At 70.6% G+C, this 21651-nt stretch carries 18 protein-coding genes; 14 read left to right on the top strand and 4 right to left on the bottom strand.

From position 1 onward, the window contains the following. Positions 1 to 89: 89 nt before the first annotated feature. The 5 genes from AB0B40_RS18915 to AB0B40_RS18895 all read left to right on the top strand — a co-directional run bounded on the left by AB0B40_RS18915 (position 90) and on the right by AB0B40_RS18895 (position 7715). On the top strand, positions 90 to 848 hold the full coding sequence (locus AB0B40_RS18915) for an NUDIX hydrolase (protein WP_362264582.1): 759 nt from the start codon (positions 90 to 92) through the stop codon (positions 846 to 848). Between the two features lie 163 nt (positions 849 to 1011). Then, positions 1012 to 3690, top strand: coding sequence for an ATP-binding cassette domain-containing protein (locus AB0B40_RS18910; RefSeq protein ID WP_362264580.1), 2679 nt, complete (start codon positions 1012 to 1014; stop codon positions 3688 to 3690). A 162-nt stretch (positions 3691 to 3852) separates the two neighbouring features. After that, positions 3853 to 4740: a FadR/GntR family transcriptional regulator gene (locus AB0B40_RS18905; RefSeq protein ID WP_345052234.1), complete on the top strand. Its 888-nt coding sequence runs from the start codon at positions 3853 to 3855 to the stop codon at positions 4738 to 4740. A 450-nt stretch (positions 4741 to 5190) separates the two neighbouring features. Further along, the gene (locus tag AB0B40_RS18900) at positions 5191 to 6732 is read left to right on the top strand and encodes an RNA polymerase sigma factor (RefSeq protein ID WP_345052231.1); all 1542 of its coding nucleotides are present in this window, start codon (positions 5191 to 5193) and stop codon (positions 6730 to 6732) included. Between the two features lie 122 nt (positions 6733 to 6854). Continuing rightward, positions 6855 to 7715 (top strand): serine protease, encoded by an 861-nt coding sequence (locus tag AB0B40_RS18895; protein ID WP_362264578.1) that lies wholly within the window; start codon positions 6855 to 6857, stop codon positions 7713 to 7715. Between the two features lie 99 nt (positions 7716 to 7814). Here AB0B40_RS18895 and AB0B40_RS18890 read toward each other — a convergent pair whose 3' ends face one another. Continuing rightward, positions 7815 to 8045, bottom strand: coding sequence for a hypothetical protein (locus AB0B40_RS18890; protein ID WP_030342923.1), 231 nt, complete (start codon positions 8043 to 8045; stop codon positions 7815 to 7817). Positions 8046 to 8489: 444 nt separating this feature from the next. Between AB0B40_RS18890 and AB0B40_RS18885 the strand changes: the two genes are divergently transcribed. The 6 genes from AB0B40_RS18885 to AB0B40_RS18860 all read left to right on the top strand — a co-directional run bounded on the left by AB0B40_RS18885 (position 8490) and on the right by AB0B40_RS18860 (position 15499). After that, entirely contained in the window at positions 8490 to 10613 is a 2124-nt protein-coding gene (locus tag AB0B40_RS18885; RefSeq protein ID WP_345052224.1) for a DNA topoisomerase IV subunit B, read from the top strand. A 321-nt stretch (positions 10614 to 10934) separates the two neighbouring features. Further along, on the top strand, positions 10935 to 11456 hold the full coding sequence (locus tag AB0B40_RS18880; RefSeq protein ID WP_345052221.1) for a DUF1453 domain-containing protein: 522 nt from the start codon (positions 10935 to 10937) through the stop codon (positions 11454 to 11456). Next, entirely contained in the window at positions 11453 to 12604 is a 1152-nt protein-coding gene (locus AB0B40_RS18875) for a histidine kinase (protein WP_345052218.1), read from the top strand. Before AB0B40_RS18880 ends, AB0B40_RS18875 begins: the two co-directional genes overlap by 4 nt. After that, entirely contained in the window at positions 12601 to 13290 is a 690-nt protein-coding gene (locus tag AB0B40_RS18870; protein WP_345052215.1) for a response regulator transcription factor, read from the top strand. Before AB0B40_RS18875 ends, AB0B40_RS18870 begins: the two co-directional genes overlap by 4 nt. Before the next feature lie 68 nt (positions 13291 to 13358). Beyond that, positions 13359 to 13907, top strand: coding sequence for a DUF485 domain-containing protein (locus tag AB0B40_RS18865; protein ID WP_345052212.1), 549 nt, complete (start codon positions 13359 to 13361; stop codon positions 13905 to 13907). Then, positions 13904 to 15499: a cation acetate symporter gene (locus tag AB0B40_RS18860; protein WP_345052209.1), complete on the top strand. Its 1596-nt coding sequence runs from the start codon at positions 13904 to 13906 to the stop codon at positions 15497 to 15499. Before AB0B40_RS18865 ends, AB0B40_RS18860 begins: the two co-directional genes overlap by 4 nt. Positions 15500 to 15521: 22 nt before the next feature. Here AB0B40_RS18860 and AB0B40_RS18855 read toward each other — a convergent pair whose 3' ends face one another. Continuing rightward, positions 15522 to 16214 (bottom strand): response regulator, encoded by a 693-nt coding sequence (locus AB0B40_RS18855; protein WP_345052206.1) that lies wholly within the window; start codon positions 16212 to 16214, stop codon positions 15522 to 15524. Positions 16215 to 16373: 159 nt separating this feature from the next. Here AB0B40_RS18855 and AB0B40_RS18850 point away from each other — a divergent pair, with 159 nt between their 5' ends. The 3 genes from AB0B40_RS18850 to AB0B40_RS18840 are packed head-to-tail and all read left to right on the top strand — an operon-like array spanning position 16374 to position 19156. After that, positions 16374 to 17189 carry an ABC transporter ATP-binding protein gene (locus AB0B40_RS18850; RefSeq protein ID WP_345052203.1) on the top strand — a complete coding sequence of 272 codons (816 nt, stop codon included), beginning with the start codon at positions 16374 to 16376 and terminating at the stop codon, positions 17187 to 17189. Beyond that, the gene (locus AB0B40_RS18845) at positions 17179 to 18042 is read left to right on the top strand and encodes an ABC transporter permease (RefSeq protein ID WP_362264575.1); all 864 of its coding nucleotides are present in this window, start codon (positions 17179 to 17181) and stop codon (positions 18040 to 18042) included. The genes AB0B40_RS18850 and AB0B40_RS18845 overlap by 11 nt, the downstream gene beginning before the upstream one ends. Positions 18043 to 18097: 55 nt before the next feature. After that, positions 18098 to 19156, top strand: a complete 1059-nt coding sequence (locus AB0B40_RS18840) for an ABC transporter substrate-binding protein (protein WP_345052198.1) — start codon at positions 18098 to 18100, stop codon at positions 19154 to 19156. Positions 19157 to 19174: 18 nt separating this feature from the next. Here AB0B40_RS18840 and AB0B40_RS18835 read toward each other — a convergent pair whose 3' ends face one another. Both AB0B40_RS18835 and AB0B40_RS18830 read right to left on the bottom strand, forming a co-directional pair. Continuing rightward, positions 19175 to 19855, bottom strand: coding sequence for a response regulator (locus AB0B40_RS18835; RefSeq protein ID WP_345052196.1), 681 nt, complete (start codon positions 19853 to 19855; stop codon positions 19175 to 19177). Continuing rightward, positions 19855 to 21549 carry a sensor histidine kinase gene (locus AB0B40_RS18830; RefSeq protein WP_362264573.1) on the bottom strand — a complete coding sequence of 565 codons (1695 nt, stop codon included), beginning with the start codon at positions 21547 to 21549 and terminating at the stop codon, positions 19855 to 19857. The genes AB0B40_RS18835 and AB0B40_RS18830 overlap by 1 nt, the downstream gene beginning before the upstream one ends. Between the last annotated feature and the right edge of the window lie 102 nt (positions 21550 to 21651).

Genomic DNA, 21651 nt, shown 5'->3' with positions numbered 1-21651 from the left:
CCGAACGCCGTCGCCGCACGCAGCGAACCGTGACCGATGCGGCCGACCAGAGGAGTGTTTATCGTCAGGCAGACGACTATGATCGCGGCATGCCCTACGACCCGTCAGCCTTTCCACCCTTCGCCGTCACCGTGGACCTGGTCGTGCTGACCGTGCGCCGCCATGCCCTGTGCGCGCTCGCGGTACGCAGGGGCGAGCCCCCTTTCCAGGGGCGCTGGGCGCTGCCCGGCGGCTTCGTACGGGCCGACGAGGACCTGTCCCAGGCGGCGGCACGCGAGTTGGCCGAGGAGACCGGGCTGTGCGCCCACGACCCCTCGGCCCCGGCCCAGGACAACGGCGCCCACCTGGAGCAGCTCGCCACCTACGGCGACCCCGAGCGGGACCCGCGTATGCGCGTGGTGAGCGTCGCGCATCTCGCGCTCGCGCCCGACCTGCCCGCACCGCGTGCCGGCGGTGATGCCAGCAACGCGCGCTGGGCCCCGGTCGAGGAACTTCTCCAGCAGGGCGGTCACGGCCGCGACGGCGAACCCGTGGCCCCGCTCGCCTTCGACCACGCCCAGATCCTCGCCGACGGAGTGGAACGCGCCCGCTCGAAGATCGAGTACTCGTCACTGGCCACCGCCTTCTGCCCGCCCGAGTTCACCGTCGGGGAGCTGCGCCGGGTGTACGAGGCGGTGTGGGGCGTGGCGCTGGACCCGCGCAACTTCCACCGCAAGGTCACCGGCACTCCCGGATTCCTCGTCCCGACGGGAGGGACGACCACGCGCCAGGGCGGCCGCCCGGCCCAGCTCTTCCGAGCCGGTGGCGCCACCCTGCTCAACCCGCCGATGCTGCGCCCCGAGGTGTGACCCACGGGGCGGCGGCCCCGTTCAGCGGTGAGGCACGCGGGGGGATCGTGCTGAGCGCCGGTTCCATCGAACGGCGGACAAGAACGCGGCCCGGTCGCACAGCCTTGCCGCACAAGCCGCCTTATACCGGAAAAAACGGATATGTCGCGCTATCTTGCTGCAGGTGATCCAGGCCTTCGGACTGACCAGCAACCCCCGCAAGGCGCATCCGCCCGCCGTCGACGACATCTCCTTCGAAGCGCGTGCCGGGCATGTCACCGCGCTCCTCGGGAGCGCCGATGCGGGCAAGACGACGACGCTCAAACTGATGCTTGAACTCCAACCCGGGCGCGGCATCACCTACTTCAGAGGCCGTCCCCTGCACCGGATCGCCCATCCGTCGCGGGAAGTCGGCGTCCTCCTCGGTGACGTACCGGGCCATCCGGCCCGTTCGGTCCGCGGCCATCTGCGGATGCTGTGCGCGGCCTCGGGAGTTCCCGCGCGGCGAGCCGACGAAGTCCTCGAAGTGGTCGGTCTCGTCAGCCTCCGGGAGGAGCGCCTCGGCACACTGTCACGCGGCATGGACCGCAGACTGGGCCTCGCCTGCGCCCTGCTGCCCGACCCGCACACGCTTGTACTGGACGAACCCGCGGACGGTCTCTCCGCCCGGGAGGCCCAGTGGCTGCACGGCATGTTGCGGGCCCACGCCACCCAGGGCGGCACGGTGCTGTTCACCACGGCCGACCCCAAGGAGGCCGCGCGCATCGCCGACCGGGTCGTCACGCTCGACGGTGGCAGACTCGTCGCCGACCAGGAGGCCAGGGCGTTCGCCCGTACCCGGCTGCGCCCACGCGTGGCCGTCCGCAGCCCCCATGTCACACGCCTCGCGGCCCTGCTCACCAAGGACGCCCGCACCGCCCGCCGCTCCGTCGAGGTCGTACGCGAGGGCGGCAACCGCCTCTCCGTGTACGGCAGCACGACCGCCGAGGTCGGCGAGATCGCCTTCCGCCACGGGATCCTCGTCCATCAACTGGCCGACGAGGTGGGCGACATGGGTCCGGGCGCCGGAGCCGAGGGCGACGGCGGGACGTCCTCCGCCGAGTCCCGCCAGGCCGTACCGGACTCGCCGCCGGCCGAGCGGCAGGCGCGGCCGGAGCGTGGAGCGGCGCAGCGGCACCCGGGGTCCTCCGACGTCCGGCGAGTGGAGCGGGAGCATGCCTCGACCGGCCGTGCGGGGACGGGGCGCGGGCATGCGGTGCCCGGCCACAGCGCGCTGGAATCCGGTTCGGCCGCACGCGTCGGCTCCTCCGAGAACCCGCGCCGGGCCGTGGACGAGTCGCCGGCGGAGTTTGCGTCCGCAAGGCCGGCGACAGCGCGGGAGAGCGCGACGGCCGGCTTGCCGGCGGCGGAGCAGTGCGCCGTGGTGCCGGTGGGGGAGCCGGACACCGCGGCGCCCGATCCGGCAGCGGCCGCGGCGGCCCTTGACCGGCCCGCACCGGAGCCGGACAACCCGGCGCCGGGCCTGTCGTCCGGGAACGCCACGGCCTCCGGGCATCCGTTGGGACAGTGGGAGCGCACCCCGGCCGACTCGTCGGCGCCCGCTGCGGAGCGGGCTGTGACCGGCGCGCACCTGGTCGGCGAAGGGCGCTCGGCGTCCGGCCCCTCGGAGCCTGAGCGGGGGTCCGGCGGCGGCGACAGGCGGACCGACCCCGGCCGATCCCCTGGCCAAGGGGCCGAGCCGAACCGCCCGATGACCACCGCCGCCGCCTCCTCGGCCGACGGCGCGGCGCACAGCCTGACCGCAGCCGGTGAAAAGAGCACGGCCGACGCGGCTCCGGACGGGGCCCCCGGCTGGTCCCCGCACTCATCCTTCGTCCGTGAGACCGGCCTCGGCGGAGCCGCGTCGCACGCCGAGCCGCAGACCGGTGGCACCGGCGCCGCGGCAGCGACCATCGCCGCCGCCCGCACCCTTCTCCCCGGGGCCAGAAACCCCGGCGTCCGGCAGTCTCAGACCGGCCGTACCGCCCGTCCCGACGCCGTCCGCACCGTCACCGCATCCTCTCCTCTCCCGCCTCCCATCTCCGTCCGCCCCGCCCCCAGCCCCCTTCGCCCTCTCCGCTATGAGCTCCGGCGCGCCGCCGGCATCGGCACCGGCTTCCTCACCTGCGGCGCGGTGCTGGTCGTGTCCGCGCTCATCGCCGTACTCCTGGCGCGGATCGGGCACACCCCTCAGGCGCGGCTGTTCGCGGCCTGGCCGCGCCAGCTGCCGCTGCCCCCGGCGGCACTCGCGGCGGGGCTGCTCGGCGCGCTGGCCTTCGGAGACGAGTTCCGCCACCCCGCCCTCGCGGCGGACCGCGGCACCGTCCCCCGCAGACTGGGACTGCTCACCGCCAAACTGCTCGTCTCCGGAGCCACCGCGATGCTGATCGCCTTCCTCACGGTGGGCTGCGACGCCGAAGTGCTCTACATCGTCTACGGACGAGAGCTGACGGAAGTTCCCACGGACTGGCTTCCCGCGACCGCGAGTTGGTTCGGGCTGGTCGTCGGCTGCGCCTGGGCCGGTGTGCTGGCGGCCGGCGTGTTCCGGTCCACGACGGCCGGGCTGGCCGCCGTCCTCGCCGTACCCGTCCTCCTCGTGCCCGTCGTGCACAAGGCGCTGCAGGGCCCGGCCGTGCGGCTGGCGGCCGACTTTCCCCTGCGGATGCGGGAGGTCTTCCTGTTGCAGTGGCCCTTCGGAGGGGAGCGGTATCTGCTCGCAGCCGCGCGGATCCTCGCTCAACCGGTGGGCGGCTCGCTGGTGTTGTCGCTCGCGGCACTGCTGTGCGCGTATCTCCTCACGGCCCTGCGTACCAGGTGGCGATGACAACCGCACGCACGCTTCCCGTCCTCCTCTGCACACAACTCCCCGAAGAGAGCCCATTTCTTTTCGATAAGGCGTCAATTGCGACGGTGTGAGCGATCACCCTTTCGTGTGCTTTTCACCAAAGACCTCAAGGGAGTTGAAGAGGGCGCCGACAAAGGATCCGTGAGTACCCTTGCGCACACCATGATGACCGCCGCCCGCTCCACCGACTCCGGTCTGGCCGGCCCGGGCGAACTCGACCGCTACCCCTACGCCGAAGCCCACGTGGCCGACCGCGTCAGTACACCCGCCTGGGACGCCGGGGAGCCCGAGCTGGGCCGTGTAGGCCGACGGGCCGCGGGCAGCCGCGGACGCGGACTGCACGGCCAACTCGTCCAGCAGTTGGGGCAGATGATCGTCTCCGGCGACCTGGGCGCGGACCGTCCGCTGGTGCCGGAGGAGATCGGCCAGCGTTTCGAGGTCTCCCGGACCGTCGTCCGCGAGTCCCTCCGCGTCCTCGAGGCCAAGGGCCTGGTCAGCGCCCGCCCGAACGTCGGCACGCGCGTGCGTCCCGTCAGCGACTGGAACCTCCTCGACCCGGACATCATCGAATGGCGGGCCTTCGGGCCGCAGCGCGACGACCAGCGCCGGGAGCTGAGTGAGCTGCGCTGGACGATCGAGCCGCTCGCCGCCCGCCTCGCCGCCGGACATGGGCGCGAGGAGGTGCAGCAGCGCCTCTGCGACATGGTCGAGATCATGAGCCACGCCATGGCCCAGGGCGACGCCCTCACCTACTCGCGCGCCGACACCGAGTTCCACGGACTGCTCATCCAGATCGCGGGCAACCGCATGCTGGAGCACCTCTCCGGCATCGTCTCGGCGGCGCTGCAGGTCTCCGGCGGCCCGGTCACCGGCTGCGACCGGCCGAACGAGGCCTCCCTCGCGCAGCATGCGCGGATCGTCGACGCGCTCGGCACCGGCGACGGCACCGCGGCGGAGGCGGCCATGCGGCAGCTGCTCACGGTCCACCCCGAGGTGGAGCGCGTGGTGCCCGCACCGCGCGAGCACTGACCCCGCGAGGGGTGCGGTGCGGTCGCCGGTGTGCGGCGTCCTCGTGGTGCTCATGGCGGCGCCGGGCCCTGGTCCCGGCCGTCGCCGGACCCTGCCGGACCTTCTGGAGTCCGGCCGGGCCCGGCGGGGCCCGGCGGTGCGCCGGACCGCCTCGGCCATGGGTGCGCCGCCGGAGCGGGTGCCACGGATGATCTCTTATGTGTATGTCTGAACGCTTTTGACCGCTTACGGGGTGTGACTCGGGCCACGCAGATTGGGCGTAACGCTTGTGGAGACAGCGCGATGACCTAAGAGGTGATAGCCGCGGAGGGAATACAGACGCTGAACAAGGCGCTGTGCACCTTCCCCGGCCCCCGCCCGCGCCGTCGGCCCATCCCCAGGCCGGTGGTCGGCTCCTGTCCGCAGTGGACGGTGCCGGAAGCCGTTTTCCAACGTTCCGAGAGGTTGTTCGTGTCGGCCAGCACATCCCGTACGCTCCCGCCGGAGATCGCCGAGTCCGTCTCTGTCATGGCGCTCATTGAGCGGGGAAAGGCTGAGGGGCAGATCGCCGGCGACGATGTGCGTCGGGCCTTCGAAGCTGACCAGATTCCGGCCACTCAGTGGAAGAACGTACTGCGCAGCCTCAACCAGATTCTTGAGGAAGAGGGTGTGACGCTGATGGTCAGTGCCGCAGAGCCCAAGCGCACCCGCAAGAGCGTCGCAGCGAAGACCCCGGCGAAGCGCACCGCCACCAAGACGGTCGCGGCCAAGACGGTGACCACCAGGAAGGCCACCGCCACCACGGCGGCCCCCGCGGCGCCCGCCGCTCCGGCCGTTGCCGACTCCGGCGAGGAAGAGGCACCCGCCAAGAAGGCCGCTGCCAAGAAGGCGACCGCCAAGAAGACGGTCGCCAAGAAGGCCGTCGCGAAGAAGACGGCCGCCAAGAAGACCGCGGGCAAGAAGGACGACGCCGAGCTTCTCGAGGAAGAGGTGCTCGAGGACACCAAGGTCGCCGACGAGCCCGAGGGTGCCGAGAGCGCCGGCTTCGTCCTGTCCGACGAGGACGAGGACGACGCGCCCGCGCAGCAGGTCGCCGCGGCCGGTGCCACCGCCGACCCGGTCAAGGACTACCTGAAGCAGATCGGCAAGGTCCCCCTGCTCAACGCCGAGCAGGAAGTCGAGCTGGCCAAGCGCATCGAGGCGGGCCTGTTCGCCGAGGACAAGCTGGCGAACGCCGACAAGCTCGCCCCGAAGCTCAAGCGTGAGCTGGAGATCATCGCCGAGGACGGCCGCCGCGCCAAGAACCACCTCCTGGAGGCCAACCTCCGTCTGGTGGTCTCCCTGGCCAAGCGCTACACCGGCCGCGGCATGCTCTTCCTGGACCTCATCCAGGAGGGCAACCTCGGTCTGATCCGCGCGGTCGAGAAGTTCGACTACACCAAGGGCTACAAGTTCTCCACGTACGCCACCTGGTGGATCCGTCAGGCGATCACCCGCGCCATGGCCGACCAGGCCCGCACCATCCGTATCCCGGTGCACATGGTCGAGGTCATCAACAAGCTCGCGCGCGTGCAGCGCCAGATGCTCCAGGACCTGGGCCGCGAGCCCACCCCGGAGGAGCTGGCCAAGGAACTCGACATGACCCCGGAGAAGGTCATCGAGGTCCAGAAGTACGGCCGCGAGCCCATCTCGCTGCACACCCCGCTGGGCGAGGACGGCGACAGCGAGTTCGGTGACCTCATCGAGGACTCCGAAGCCGTCGTCCCCGCGGACGCGGTCAGCTTCACGCTCCTGCAGGAGCAGCTGCACTCCGTGCTGGACACCCTGTCCGAGCGCGAGGCCGGCGTCGTCTCCATGCGCTTCGGCCTCACCGACGGTCAGCCGAAGACCCTCGACGAGATCGGCAAGGTGTACGGCGTGACGCGTGAGCGCATCCGCCAGATCGAGTCCAAGACCATGTCGAAGCTGCGCCACCCGTCGCGTTCCCAGGTGCTGCGCGACTACCTCGACTAGGTCGCGGCCGTACGACGTCGAAGACCCGGTTCCCCACGCGGGAGCCGGGTCTTCGTGCTGCGCGCTCGCGCCTCTTGGATCACTCTTGGTCCCCCAGGAGGACCTCAGAGTGAGGAGCATGCATGCGTCGTTCCATTGCCCGGGCACTGATCCGACCGTTGATCCTGGCGGCCACCGTTGCCTCGATACCCCTGGTGAACGCGGCTCCGGCGGTCGCCGGCGGCGTGGTCGTCGGGGGGTTCCCGATCGATGTCTCGCAGGCCCCCTGGACGGTGGCACTGGCCAGCCGTGACCGGTTCGGAGGTACGCGCGCGGGGCAGTTCTGCGGTGCCGTGGCCGTCGGTCGCAGCACCGTGCTCACCGCGGCCCACTGTCTGTCCGGGGAGGTCCTCGGGTCGCCGCCGAACCGGGTGCCCGACCTCAAGGTCATCGCGGGCCGCACGGACCTGCTGTCGGCCCAGGGTGAGGAGATCGCCGTACAGGACGTCCGGATCAACCCCCGGTACGACGCCAGGACCAGCTCCGGCGACTTCGCCGTCCTCACACTCGCCGGAGAGCTGCCGCAGAGCGCGGTCATCGCCATGGCGGGCCCGGGCGACCCGGCCTACACACCCGGCACGGATGCACTGGTGTCCGGATGGGGCGACACGACCGGCGGAGGGGACTACGCGCGGCGGCTACAGGCCGCACGCGTGCGCGTACTCTCCGACGAGCTGTGCGCCAAGGCCTACCCGGGCGGCCCCGAGGGCGCCTACCAGGCCGACACGATGCTGTGCGCCGGTGAGGCCGCCGGCGGGCCCGACGGCTGTCAGGGGGACAGCGGCGGGCCTCTGGTGGCCGGAGGGCGGCTGATCGGCCTCGTGTCCTGGGGGAGCGGCTGCGGGCGGCCAGGGCTCCCCGGGGTGTACACGCGCGTCTCCGAGGTCGTGCGGGCGCTGGGACCGGCCACAGCGGCCCGTCAGCGGCCCGGCAGGGGCCTGTGAGGGCGTGCGCGGACATGAGCGCGGGCGGCCGCTCCTGGTTGTGGGAGCGGCCGCCCGTTCACCGGCCTGTGCCGGGGCTGGCTCGTCGTGGTGCGAGATTCAGCGCTCTTCTTCGGAAACGGTGTTCGGAACGGACGTCAGCCGCTCCGTCTCGTCCTGTATCTCAGCGGCGATCTTCTTGAGTTCCGGCTCGAACTTGCGACCGTGGTGGGCGCAGAAGAGCAGTTCTCCGCCGCTGAGCAGGACCACGCGCAGGTATGCCTGGGCGCCGCAGCGGTCGCAGCGATCGGCGGCCGTCAGTGGGCTCGCGGGGGTCAGAACAGTAGTCACGTCGCCTCTTCTCTAGCTCGACGAGCTGTCGTACCAGGGTCAACATCCAACCAGCCCGAAAACGTTCCCGCTCGTGGCTTCTTTTCGAAAAAAACTTTCCGGGGCGGCTGCCTGCTGCCGGTTGGCGGCGAATGTGCCGTATTGCGTGTCTTGTGTGCTTACGGTTTCGCGCTGTCTTGCTTGCTGTCTCGTCCTCCCGGCTGGGTTGCCGGTTGTTCATGAGGACGTGCCCGGAGCCTAAATGGTTCATGCCCCGAAGGGAACGTGATATGTACTTCACTCCATCGAGGGATCGAACACGTATGCGAGCCTGGACTAGTGTGAGTTCCCGACGAGGGTGGCGTTACACCGGCCCTACCAGGGCTCGGTACCCTCTGAGCGGCGACCGAAGCCGCCCCCTTACCCAGAAGGGGGCCATCTGAAATTCAGCGAGGAGCGAACCGCGTGACCGCCGATACGTCCGTGCCGTCCACAGCGCTGCTGGCAGGAGCAGACCGGGACGGTTCCAACTACACCGCGCGGCACCTGCTCGTCCTCGAGGGCCTCGAAGCCGTGCGGAAACGTCCGGGCATGTACATCGGCTCGACCGACAGCCGCGGTCTCATGCACTGCCTGTGGGAGATCATCGACAACTCCGTGGACGAGGCCCTCGGGGGCTACTGCGACCACATCGAGGTGATCCTTCACGACGACGGCTCCGTGGAGGTGCGCGACAACGGCCGCGGCATCCCCGTGGACGTGGAGCCGAAGACCGGCCTGTCCGGCGTCGAGGTCGTCATGACCAAGCTGCACGCCGGCGGAAAGTTCGGCGGTGGCTCCTACGCGGCCTCCGGCGGTCTGCACGGTGTCGGCGCCTCCGTGGTCAACGCGCTCTCCGCGCGTCTCGACGTCGAGGTGGACCGGGGGGGCCACGCGCACGCCATCAGCTTCCGGCGCGGCGTGCCCGGTGCCTTCGCCGCCGACGGTGCCGAGGCGAAGTTCGAGGCCGGCAGCGGCCTGCGCAAGGCCAAGAAGATCCCCAAGACCCGTACCGGCACGCGCGTGCGTTACTGGGCCGACCGGCAGATCTTCCTCAAGGACGCCAGGCTCTCCCTGGAGCACCTGCACCAGCGCGCCCGGCAGACCGCGTTCCTGGTACCCGGCCTGACCATCGTCGTGCGGGACGAGTTCGGCCTCGGCGAGGGCGGCAGCAAGGGGGAGGAGTCCTTCCGCTTCGACGGCGGCATCAGCGAGTTCTGCGAGTACCTGGCCAACGACAAGGCGATCTGCGACGTCCTCCGCTTCTCGGGCAAGGGCACCTTCAAGGAGACCGTCCCGGTCCTGGACGACCACGGCCAGATGACCCCGACCGAGGTCACCCGCGAGCTGGGCGTGGACATCGCGCTGCGCTGGGGCACCGGCTACGACACGACGGTCAGGTCGTTCGTCAACATCATCGCCACCCCCAAGGGCGGTACGCATGTCACCGGCTTCGAACAGGCCCTCACCCAGACGATGAACGATGTGCTGCGCGCCAAGAAGCTGCTGCGCGTGGCCGAGGACAACATCGTCAAGGACGATGCCCTGGAGGGCCTCACCGCCGTCGTCACTGTTCGCCTGGCCGAGCCGCAGTTCGAGGGTCAGACCAAGGAGGTCCTCGGCACCTCGGCTGCCCGCCGCATCGTGAACAACGTGGTCACGAGCGAGCTGAAGGCGTTCCTGACGGCCACCAAGCGTGACGCCGCGGCGCAGGCCCGTGTCGTCATGGAGAAGGTCGTCGCCGCCGCCCGCACCCGCGTCGCGGCCCGCCAGCACAAGGACGCCCAGCGCCGGAAGACGGCCCTGGAGTCGTCGTCCCTGCCGGCCAAGCTCGCCGACTGCCGCAGCGACGACGTCGACCGCAGCGAGCTGTTCATCGTGGAGGGCGACTCCGCGCTCGGTACGGCCAAGCTGGCGCGGAACTCCGAGTTCCAGGCTCTGCTGCCGATCCGGGGCAAGATCCTCAACGTGCAGCGGTCCTCGGTGACCGACATGCTCAAGAACGCCGAGTGCGGCGCGATCATCCAGGTCATAGGAGCGGGCTCGGGCCGCACCTTCGACATCGACCAGGCCCGGTACGGCAAGATCATCATGATGACCGACGCCGATGTGGACGGGTCCCACATCCGGTGTCTGCTGCTCACGCTGTTCCAGCGCTACATGCGGCCCATGGTCGAGGCCGGCCGGGTCTTCGCCGCCGTGCCGCCGCTGCACCGCATCGAGCTGGTCCAGCCGAAGAAGGGCCAGGACAAGTACGTCTACACGTACTCCGACCGCGAGCTGCGTGACAAGCTCATGGAGTTCCAGAGCAAGGGCATCCGGCACAAGGACTCCATCCAGCGCTACAAGGGTCTGGGCGAGATGGACGCCGACCAGCTGGCGGAGACCACGATGGACCCGCGCCACCGCACCCTGCGCCGCATCAACCTCTCCGACCTGGAAGCCGCCGAAGGAGTCTTCGACCTGCTGATGGGTAACGACGTCGCGCCCCGCAAGGAGTTCATCTCCAGCTCGGCCGCGACGCTGGACCGGTCACGCATCGACGCGTAGCCGCTGCTCTGGGCTTGGAGCTCCTGCTTCGGGCTCGGGCTGACGGCCTGGGGCTCGGCCGAGAGGTCGGGCTTCGGCTGTCAATGCCCGGCTCGAAGACTGCTCCACCTGCGGTTTTCCTACCCGCGTATTCCTCCGCCCGGGCTTCTCCGCCCGGGGCTTTCCGCCCCGGGTTTCTCCACCTGCGGGTGGAGGGGGGCCGCTCGAAGGTTCCACCCGTGATCCACCCGGGCTCCGATCCCCCGACCTGCGGATTTCCGTAGCTTCGAAGGCGTCGGCAGCACTCGCTCCGCCACCGCCTTCTCGCCCACGGAGGTTCTGATGTCCGGGTTCGTCAACGCGCTGGTGATCGTGGGCGTCGTCGCCATAGTGATCGCACGGCAGTTCCGTGCCCACCCGATCAACACAGACCGCCGCTGGTGGCTGCTACCCGTGATCCTCGCCGTCGTCGCGCTGCGCAAGCCCGGCATCCTCGACGCCCACCATCGGGCGGAGTCGGCCGTGCTGCTCGCGGTCGAGCTGCTCATCGGCCTGGCCACCGGCGTCGGCTGGGGCTGGACCACCCGTATCTGGACGGCGCCGGACGGCATCGTGTGGAGCAGGAGCACCAAGGCGAGCGTCGCTGTCTGGGGCGTGGGCATAGCCCTGCGAGCCGGTGTCTTCGCACTCGGCTCCGCGCTCGGCCTGCACCAGGACAGCTCCGCACTGATGCTCGGCCTCGCCGGCACCCTGCTGATCCGCAGCGGGATCCTGGCCTGGCGGGCGCAGCCGTCGGGTGCCGCGAGCAGTCCGGCCCCGGCGTACGGTGACGGCAAGCGGTCGGCGTGGGAGGAGCGCGTGTGAGGGACAACACCTGGACACGCTGGCCGTCACGTGAGGCACTCGGTCACGTCGGCATCAGCCGTCCCCGGCGCCTCATCGTCCGGGCCGTCCGACTGCTCCTGCTGGGCATCCTCCTGTGGGGCGCCTTCAGCCAGCGGCACGTCGGCGTCTGGGGGGCGCTCGTCGCGGCGGCGGGAGTCGCCCTCGCCGGTCTCGTCTCCTGGGCCTTCTTCCGGACGACCTACGAGCACCGGCTGGTGCCCTCGCTCGCGCTCATGGGTGTGCTCCTGGGCGTCGCGGTGGCCGCTGAGGTGACAGGATTCAGACGCCCCGCCCTCGTGGTCTGGTGCGCCTGCGGGGTCGCCGCGTTGGAACGGCTGCCGCTCGGGGCGGCGGTCCCTGTGACGGCGGTGGCGCTGGCCTCGTACTCCGCGTTCACCAATGACGTCTGGCTGACCACGGCCGCCACGGTGGCCGGCATGGCCCTCGCCGGGTACGTCCTGCGGCTGGACGCGGAAGCCCGGGGCAGTTCGCAGCGGCTGCTCGCCCAGGAGCGCGCCGCCCGCGCGGCCGAGGCCGAGTCCGCGGCACTCGCCGAACGGGCCCGTATCGCGCGCGACATCCACGACGTGCTGGCGCACAGCCTCTCGGCGCAGCTCGTGCACCTGGAGGCGGCTCGACTGCTGATCGAGAAGGGCGCGGATCGCAAACGGATCCTGGAGCGCGTGGTGGCCGCCCGGGGGATGGCCCGTGACGGCCTCGCCGAGACCCGGCAGGCGCTGTCCGCACTGCGGGGCGAACTGACACCTCTTGAGGACTTCCTGGCCGAACTCGTCAGCGCGGCCGACGGCGCCGGGGTCACCGTCACAGGTGAACGCAGGAACCTGCCGGCAGAGGCGTCCCAGGCCGTGCGGCGGGTCGCGCAGGAGGCGCTGACCAACGTCCGTAAGCACGCCCAGGGCGCCAGGGTGGACGTGCGGCTCGACTACAGCGAGCACGAAGTGACGTTGAGCGTCCGCGACTTCGGCGGCCGGCCGGGCGATCTCAACGGAACCGGAGGCGGGTACGGTCTGCTGGGCATGCGGGAGCGCGCCGAACTGCTGGGCGGTTCGTTGGACGCGGGACCGGACGAGGAGGGGTTCGTGGTGACGCTGAAGGTGCCCGTATGACGGAGACGGAGGAGGAGAAGAAACCCGCGCGAGTGGTGGTGGCCGACGACCAGACCGTGGTGCGTGAGGGCATCGTGATGCTGCTCGGGCTGTTGCCCGGCGTGGAGGTCGTGGGGGCCGCCGGAGACGGCGAGGAAGCGGTGCGGCTGGTCGGGGAACTCGCTCCCGATGTCGTCCTGATGGACCTCAGGATGCCCCGCTGCGACGGCGTGGAGGCCACACGGCGGATCAGGGCGCAGTACCCCGCGACCCAGGTCGTGGTGCTCACCACCTACGCGGACGACGAGTCGTTGTTCCCCGCGCTGAGGGCCGGTGCCCGGGGATACCTGACCAAGGACGCGGGCGGTGACGAGATCGTCCGTGCTGTGCACAGTGTGCTGTCGGGGGACGCGGGGCTGTCGCCGAGTATCCAGCGCCGGTTGCTGGAGCGGTTGTCGCAGCCTGAGTCCGAGGCCGTCCCCGCGGCCGGCGAGGCGCTCGACGGACTCACCGCACGGGAGACCGAAGTACTGGTGCTGATCGCCGAGGGGTTCACCAATCAGGAGATCGCTCGCAGACTGCATGTGTCGACCGCGACGGTGAAGACACATATCAACAACCTCTTCGCCAAGACGGGCCTCAAGGACCGGGCACAGGCCGTGCGTTACGCCTACGGCAAAGGGCTGGTGCGGCCGCCCATCGGGTGAGTCACCTGATGGGGTGAAGAGCGGGAGGATGAAGAGTCAGGGATCTTCCGTTCTGTCCATCCTTGGGCATGCAGTCAAGCAACGGTCGTCCCCGCGGAGCCGGGGACGGTCCCGAGAGTTCGGGCCGGGACCAGGAAGACCAGGGCGCGCCCTCCCGCGACGTGACGTACGAGGACCCCTGGTACGACGCGCTGGCCGGTGGCTGGGGCGACCTGGACGGGGCCGGTATGCCGGCGCCGGCCGTGCCGCCCGCACGTGGTGAGGCCGGCGTGCCGGGGGTGCGAGCCCGTGATGTGTACGTCGAAGTGCAGCGCAGTCAGGCGTTCCGGGAGGTGCGCGGCAGCTACCGGCGGTTCGTGGTGCCCGGGACCGCCGCCTTCCTGGTCTGGTACGTGGGGTACGTGGTGGCGGCGACGACCGCACCCGGACTCATGGCGCGACCCGTGGCGGGGGCGGTGAACGTGGCGATGGTCGCGGGCCTCGGCCAGTTCCTCACGACGTTCCTGCTCACCTGGGCCTACGCCCGGCATGCGCGGCTGCGCCGGGACCGGGCCGCGCTGGAGTTGCGCTGGGACACCCAGGAACTGGCCCGCGGAGCGCGGAGGGGCACCCTGTGACGGGCGACCATCAGACTCTGGCGCTGCTGCTGTTCAGCGTGTTCGTGGCGGTCACTCTCGGGATCACGACCTGGGTGGGCCGCAGGCGGCGCGGGTCGGCGGAGGAGTTCTATGCCGGCGGGCGGTTGTTCAGTCCGATGGAGAATGGTTTTGCCATCGCGGGTGACTACATGTCGGCAGCCTCCTTCCTCGGAATCTCCGGCCTCATCGCGCTGTACGGGTACGACGGGCTGCTGTACGGCGTGGGCTTTTTCGTGGCGTGGCTGGTCGTGCTGTTCCTGGTCGCGGAACTGGTCCGCAACTGCGGACGGTTCACCCTGGCCGACGTGGTGGCCGCGCGGATGAGCGAGCGGCCCGTGCGGATCGCCGCGGGAACGTCCTCGGTCATGGTGTCCGTGCTGTACCTGGTGGCGCAGATGGTCGGCGCCGGCAGCCTGGTGGCGCTGCTGCTGGGGCGGACGAGCGGTGGGGCCCGGGTGTGGGCGGTCATCGGCGTCGGCGCGCTCATGGTGATCTACGTGTCGTTGGGTGGGATGCGGGCCACCACGTGGATCCAGATCGTGAAGGCGGTCATGCTGCTCAGCGGGACGGTCGTGCTGACCGTGCTCGTCCTGCTGCGTTTCCACGGCGACGTCGACCGGCTGCTGCTCACCGCCGCGGACCGCAGCGGCCATGGGAGGGCGTTCCTGTCGCCGGGACTGAAGTACGGCGGGGACTGGACCGCACGGCTCGACTTCATCAGCCTGGGGCTCGCCCTGGTGCTGGGCACGGCCGGCCTGCCGCACATCCTGTCCCGCTTCTACACCGTGCCGACCGCGCGGGCCGCCCGTCGTTCCGTGGTGTGGTCCATCGGCTTGATCGGCAGCTTCTATCTGATGACGATCGTCCTCGGCTTCGGTGCGGCGGCACTGGTGGGGCCGCGGGCCGTGCGCGCCTCCAACGCGGCCGGCAACACCGCGGTGCCCCTCCTGGCCCTGGACCTGGGCGGCGGGGCGGGCACCACGGGTGGCACCGTGCTGTTCGCGGTGGTCGCCGCGGTGGCCTTCGCCACGATCCTCGCGGTGGTCGCGGGTATCACGCTCGCCTCCTCCGCCTCGGTCGCCCATGACCTGTACGCGTCGCTGCGACGCCCCCGCGGCAGGGCCCCGCGCAGTGAGGTGGCGGTGGCACGGTGGGCGGCGGTCGGGGTCGGCGTCGTGGCGATCGGGCTCGGTCTGCTGGCCCGCGACCTCAACGTCGCTTTCCTCGTCGGCCTCGCCTTCGCGGTCGCCGCGTCGGCGAACCTGCCGGTCCTGCTCTACTCGCTCTTCTGGCGCGGCTTCACCACGCGCGGCGCGGTGTGGGCGGTGTACGGCGGGCTGCTTCCGGCGATCGGGCTCGTCCTGCTGTCCCCGGTGGTGTCCGGCAGCCCGGAGTCGCTGTTCCCGGGCGTCGACTTCCAGTACTTCCCGCTGGAGAACCCCGGTGTCGTCTCCATCCCGCTGGGCTTCCTCGCGGGCTGGCTGGGCACGGTCACCTCGGACGAGGCAGCGGACGAGGCCAGGTACGCGGAGACGGAAGTGCGCTCGCTGACCGGGGCCGGAGCCGTGTAGGACGGCCGCCGGCCGCCGGTCGTTACGGCGCCACCCAGGCGTAACGGTGTTCCGGGCGGCCGGTGTCGCCGTACCTCAGGGACAGGCGGAGGCGGCCCGCCTGTTCCAGGTGACGGAGGTAGCGCTGGGCGGTGGAACGGCTCAGACCGGTCCGGGCGGCCACCTCGTGGGCCGAGAGCGGATGGTCGGCGCGGTGCAGGACGCCGCAGATCAGGTCGGTCGTGGGCAAGGAATGGCCGGTCGGCAGGCCGGGCGCGGACGGGGCGGGAGCGGTGCGCAGGGCGCCGAAGATCCGGTCGATCTGTTCCTGCCCCGTCAGACCGCGGCCGCCCACCCGGTCGACCGTGCGGCGCAGGGCGGCGTAGGAGTCCAGACGGGCGCGCAGTGCGGCGAAGGTGAACGGTTTGACCAGGTAGTGCAGGGCGCCCATCCGCATCGCCTGCTGGACCGTCGTCACATCGCTGGCCGCTGTGATCATGATGACGTCGGCGCCGTGGCCCTGCTCCCGCATGCGGTGGACGAGCTCCAGTCCGGTGCGGTCCGGCAGGTAGTGGTCGAGCAGGACCAGGTCGACGGTCCCGCGTTCGACGGCGGCCAGTGCCTGGGCGGCACTGTGGGCGCGTGCGGTCACCCGGAAGCCGGGAACCTTTCCCACGTACTTGGCGTTGATGTCGGCGACGCGGAAGTCGTCGTCCACCACCAGGACGTCAATCATCAGGCCTCTCCTTCAAGGCCGGCGAGCGCCGAGCCCGTGCCTTCGGCTCCGCAGTTCTAGCGCGAGCAAAACGAGCACAACAGGCTCCTACGAGCAAAAGAATGGCTTGCGCTCACAAGACTCCTGCCGTGGCCGGGGTCACACCTACCGTCCCGGCCCATGAGCGCACACACCGGCCCCGCCATCGAGCTGCGGGGCGCGAGCAAGACCTTCAGCACCCCGTCCGGGGGACTGCACACAGCCGTGCGCGGTCTGGACCTCACCGTCGGGCGCGGGGAGTTCGTGGCCGTCGTGGGCCCTACCGGGTGCGGCAAGTCCACCACCCTGACGCTGGTCAGCGGCCTGGAGGAGCCCACCGAGGGCGAGGTGCTGGTGGCGGGGGAGCCGGTCGACGGCGTCGGCGACAAGGTCGGCTTCGTCTTCCAGCAGGACGCCACCTTCCCCTGGCGCACGGTCCTGTCGAACGTCATGGCGGGTCCGCGGTTCCGGGGTGTACCCAAGGCGGACGCCAGGGAGAAGGCGCGTGACTGGCTGGCCCGGGTCGGACTCGCCGCCTTCGAGGACCGTTATCCCCACCAGCTCTCGGGCGGTCAGCGCAAGCGCGTCGCCCTGGCGGCCACCTTCGTCAACGACCCCGAGATCCTTCTGATGGACGAACCGTTCTCGGCGCTCGACGTGCAGACCCGGGCGCTGATGTCGGACGAGTTGCTGGAGCTGTGGGAGGGCACCGGCGCCTCCGTCGTCTTCGTCACCCACGATCTGGAGGAGTCCATCGCGCTGGCCGACAGGGTCGTCGTGATGACCGCCGGACCGGCCACCGTGAAGCAGGTCTTCGACGTCGACCTGCCCCGCCCGCGGAAGGTGGAGTCGGTACGCCTGCAGTCGCGGTTCGTCGAGATCTACCGCGAGATCTGGGAGTCCCTCGGCGAAGAGGTCCGTATCACCCGCGAGAGAGGTGCCGCCCATGCCGCCTGAGGTTCTCAGTACCCCGGTCGTCGGCACCGCCAAGACGCCCGGTCGCGAGCAGACCCGCGCCCGGGCCGCACGCCGGCGCAGGCTCCTCGTCAACGCCGCGCGCGTGGTGCTCCTGGCTGCCGTCCTCGGGCTGTGGGAAGGGCTGTCCCGCGCCAAGGTCATCGATCCGTTCAACTTCTCGATGCCCTCGAAGATCTGGGACCAGATCGACACCTGGGTGACCCACGGGACAGCGCTCGGCTCCCTGGGCGAGCAGGTCTGGTACACGCTGTACGAGGCGCTGCTCGGCTGGGGGCTCGGGGTGGTCACCGGTGTACTCCTCGGCATCGCGCTCGGGCGGATCAGATTGCTCGCCGAGGTCCTCGGTCCCTACATCAAGGTGCTCAACTCGATCCCCAGGATCGTCCTGGCGCCGATCTTCCTGATCTGGTTCGGCCTGGGACCGTCGTCCAAAGTGGCCTCCGCCGTGGTGCTGGTCTTCTTCCCGGTGTTCTTCAACGCCTTCCAGGGCGCCCGTGAGGTGGACCGCAACCTCGTGGCCAACGCCCGCGTCCTGGGCGCGAGCGACCGTCGGGTGACCCTGCAGGTGGTCATCCCGTCGGCCACGTCCTGGATCTTCACCAGCCTTCACGTCAGTTTCGGCTTCGCGCTCATCGGCACCATCGTCGGCGAGTACATCGGCGCGACCAAGGGCATCGGACTGCTCGTCGCGCAGTCGCAGAACACTTTCAACGCCGCCGGCGTGTACGCCGCGATGGTCATCCTCGCGGTCGTCGCCCTCGTCGCGGAGGGCCTGCTGACCTTCGCCGAGCGCCGCATCTTCCGCTGGAGGCCGGCCGGCTCGGACAGCTGAACCGGCCCCCTCCCTCCCCGCACCCGCACCGCTCTCCCACAAGGACGTGAACCGCATGCGCACGACCGCCAGATACGTCTCCCTGACCGCCGCCGGACTGCTCGCCCTCTCCTCGCTCACCGCCTGCGCCAACGACGCGGCGAGCTCCACGGCCGACACCGGCAGCGGCGGGGGCGGCGCCAACGGCGAGACCGTCAAGATCATGGTCGGTGGCCTGGACAAGGTCATCTACCTGCCGGCGATGCTCACCCAGCGCCTGGGCCACTTCCAGGCCGAGGGACTGAACGTCCAGCTCCTCAGTGAACCCGCCGGGGTCCAGGCCGAGACCGCGCTCGTCTCCGGCCAGGTACAGGGAGCGGTCGGGTTCTACGACCACACCCTCGACCTCCAGGTGAAGGGCAAGGCGGTGGAGTCGGTCGTGCAGTTCTCGCACGCGCCCGGCGAGGTCGAGGTCGTCTCGGACGAGGCGGCCGGCGACCTCACCTCACCGAAGGACTTCAAGGGCCGCAAACTGGGGGTGACCGGGCTCGGTTCGTCGACCGACTTCCTCACCAAGTACCTCGCCGTCAAGAACGGAGTGCAGGTCAGTGAGTTCACGCCGGTCGCCGTGGGCGCCGGCCCGACGTTCATCGCGGCGCTCCAGAAGGGCGCGATCGACGGCGGCATGACCACCGACCCCACCGTCGCGACGATCCTGGACAAGAAAGCCGGGAAGATCCTCATCGACATGCGTACCCCAAAGGGTTCGCAGGAAGCGCTGGGCGGCCCCTATCCGTCGTCGAGCCTGTACATGCAGACGGACTGGGTGAACGGACACAAGGACACCGTCCAGAAGTTGGTCAACGCATTCGTCAAGACGCTCAAGTGGATGTCCACCCACAGCGCCGACGAGATCGCCGCCAAGATGCCCGCCGACTACTCCCAGGGCGACAAGGCCCTGTACGCGCAGGCCGTCAAAAGCACCCTGCCGATGTTCACCGACGACGGTGTGATGCCCCAGGGCGGCCCCGAGACCGTCGAGAAGGTCCTCAAGGCGTTCAACCCCAACATCAAGAACGCGAAGGTCGACTTGAGCAAGACGTACACGACGGAGTTCGTCAAGGCGGTCAAGTGACCGCCGCGTGACTCCAGGTCAGGCGCGGGTCGCCCACACGTACCGGTGTTCCGGGCGGCCCGCGTCACCGTACTTGAGGGTCAGCCGGGCCCGGCCGGTGCGCTCCAGGAGCTTCAGATACCGCTGAGCGGTCTGCCGGCTCACCCCCGTCCGCTCGGCGATCTCCTGAGCGGACAGCGGGCGTTCGGCGTTCAGCAGGGCCTGGCGCACCAGCTCCGCCGTCGTGGGGGAGTGCCCCTTGGGCAGCTCGGGCTCCGACGGGGCGGACAGGGCGCCGAAGATGCGGTCCACCTGCGCCTGCTCGGCCTCGCCACCGCCGTCCAGGGTGCGCCGCAGCTCGGCGTAGGCCTCCAGCTTGGCCCGCAGACCGGCGAAGGCGAACGGTTTCACCAGGTACTGCAACGCCCCTTGCCGCATGGCGGCCTGCACCGTCGAGACGTCCCGCGCCGCCGTCACCATGATCACATCGGTCTGGTGGCCGCGCCGGCGCATCTCCTGGACGACCGCGAGACCGGTGTCGTCGGGCAGGTAGTGGTCCATCAGGACGAGGTCGAGCCGCGGCAGGCTCTCCACCTGGCGCAGCGCGTCGGCCGCGTTGTGCGCCTCCGCGGCCACATGGAAGCCCGGCACCTTTTCCACGTAGGCGGCGTTGACCCGCGCCACCAGGGTGTCGTCGTCCACGACCAGCACTTCGATCATCACGCCTCCTCCTCGGTGGTGGCCGGGACGTTCGCCGTCTGCGCCGGGGGCTCCGCGGAGCCGGTGAGCGCCGGCTCCGGTGCCGGCTCGGTCAACGCCTCGGGCAGGACCACGGTGAACTGCGCACCACCGCCGGCCGCCGCGCCCACGGCCGCGCTCCCGCCCTGCCGTTCGGCGAGCCGGCGTACCAGGGAGAGCCCGATGCCCCGCTTGCCGTGCGCGGGAGGCTTCTTGGTGGACCAGCCCTCCGTGAAGATCAGGTCCCGTTGGTCCTCCGGGATTCCGGGACCTGTGTCGCGCACCCGGAGGACGACCGCACGGCCCCCCGCACGCAACTCCGTCTCCACGCGCGCGTGCGGTGTGCCGGCGACCGCGTCGAGGGCGTTGTCCACGAGGTTGCCCACGATGGTGACCAGCCCCCGGGGATCGATCAGCCGGTCGGGGAGCCGGGTGTGCTCCGACACCCACAGGGCGACCCCGCGCTCGGCCGCCACGGTCGCCTTGCCGACCAGCAGCGCGGCCAGCAGCGGGTCCTGGATCTTCTCCGTGACCTGCTCGGCGGTGGCCCGGTGGTCCCCGACCACCTCACCGACGAACTCCACGGCGTCGTCGTACATCTCCAGCTCCAGCAGCCCCAGCAGGGTGTGCATGCGGTTGGCGTGCTCGTGGTCCTGGGCGCGCAGGGCGTCGATCAGCCCACGCGTGGAGTCGAGTTCGCGCCCCAGCTGCTCCAGTTCGGTGCGGTCGCGCAGTGTGGCCACGGCGCCGCCGTCGTCGGTGGGCATGCGGTTGGCGATCAGGACGCGCTGGCCGCGCACGGTGAGCAGATCGGTGCCGGTCACCCGGCCGGCCAGCACGTCCGTGGTACGGCCCGCGCCGAGCGCCTCGTCCGGGGTCCGCCCGACGGCTTCGTCCCCGATGCCCAGCAGCCGTCGTGCCTCGTCGTTGAGCAGCCGGACGCGCCCGCTCCGGTCCAGTGCGACCACACCCTCCCGGATGCCGTGCAGCATCGCCTCGCGCTCCGAGAGCAGCGCCGATATGTCCGAGAAGGCCAGGTCCCGGGTCTGCCGCTGGACCCGGCGCGAGATCAGCCAGGCGGCCAGCGCGCCCACCGCGAGCGCACCGCCGGCGTACGCGAACAGCCCCGGTATCGCGCTGATCAGCCGCGCCCGCACACTGTCGTAGGCGATGCCGACCGAGACCGCGCCGACGACGTGGTGGTCGGCGTCGTACAGCGGCACCTTGCCGCGGGCCGAGCGTCCCAGGGTGCCCTCGTCGATGCCCATGACCTCCTCGCCGCCCAGGGCGTCGGTGGGGTCGGTGGAGACGATCTGGCCGATCTGCGAAGGTGTGGGGTGCGACCAGCGCACCCAGTGCCGGTCGAGCACCACGATGTACTCGGCGTGCGTGGCCTTCCGGATCCGCTCGGCCTCCTTCTGCACCGGGCCGTCGCTGGTCGGCCGGGTGGTCAGGACGCCCTCGGACATCTCCGGGTCCTGTGCCGTGGTCTCGGCTATGGCCAGCGCGCGGCGCATCGCCTCCTGGTCCAGCTGCTTGCTCAGCGGCGCGAGGAAGAGCCCGGTCGCGAGCACCGCCACGCCCGCGGCGATCGCCACCTGCATCAGCAGCACCTGGGAGAACATCCGCCGGGGCAGACCGAGGCGCAGACGGCGCGCGGGGGGAGTGGGGCTCATACCCACGACGGTACGTGGGGCGGCCGGACGCACCCCGGCGGGTCTGGCGTGGATCGCTTGATCCGGGCGGACTCAGCGATCAATCATTGACGAACATCCACG

This window comes from Streptomyces sp. NPDC042638, assembly GCF_040647235.1.
GTDB classification, from domain to species: domain Bacteria; phylum Actinomycetota; class Actinomycetes; order Streptomycetales; family Streptomycetaceae; genus Streptomyces; species Streptomyces rameus.
Note: the sequence above shows the minus strand (reverse complement) of the source record. Positions and strands in the feature narration are given on the sequence as shown.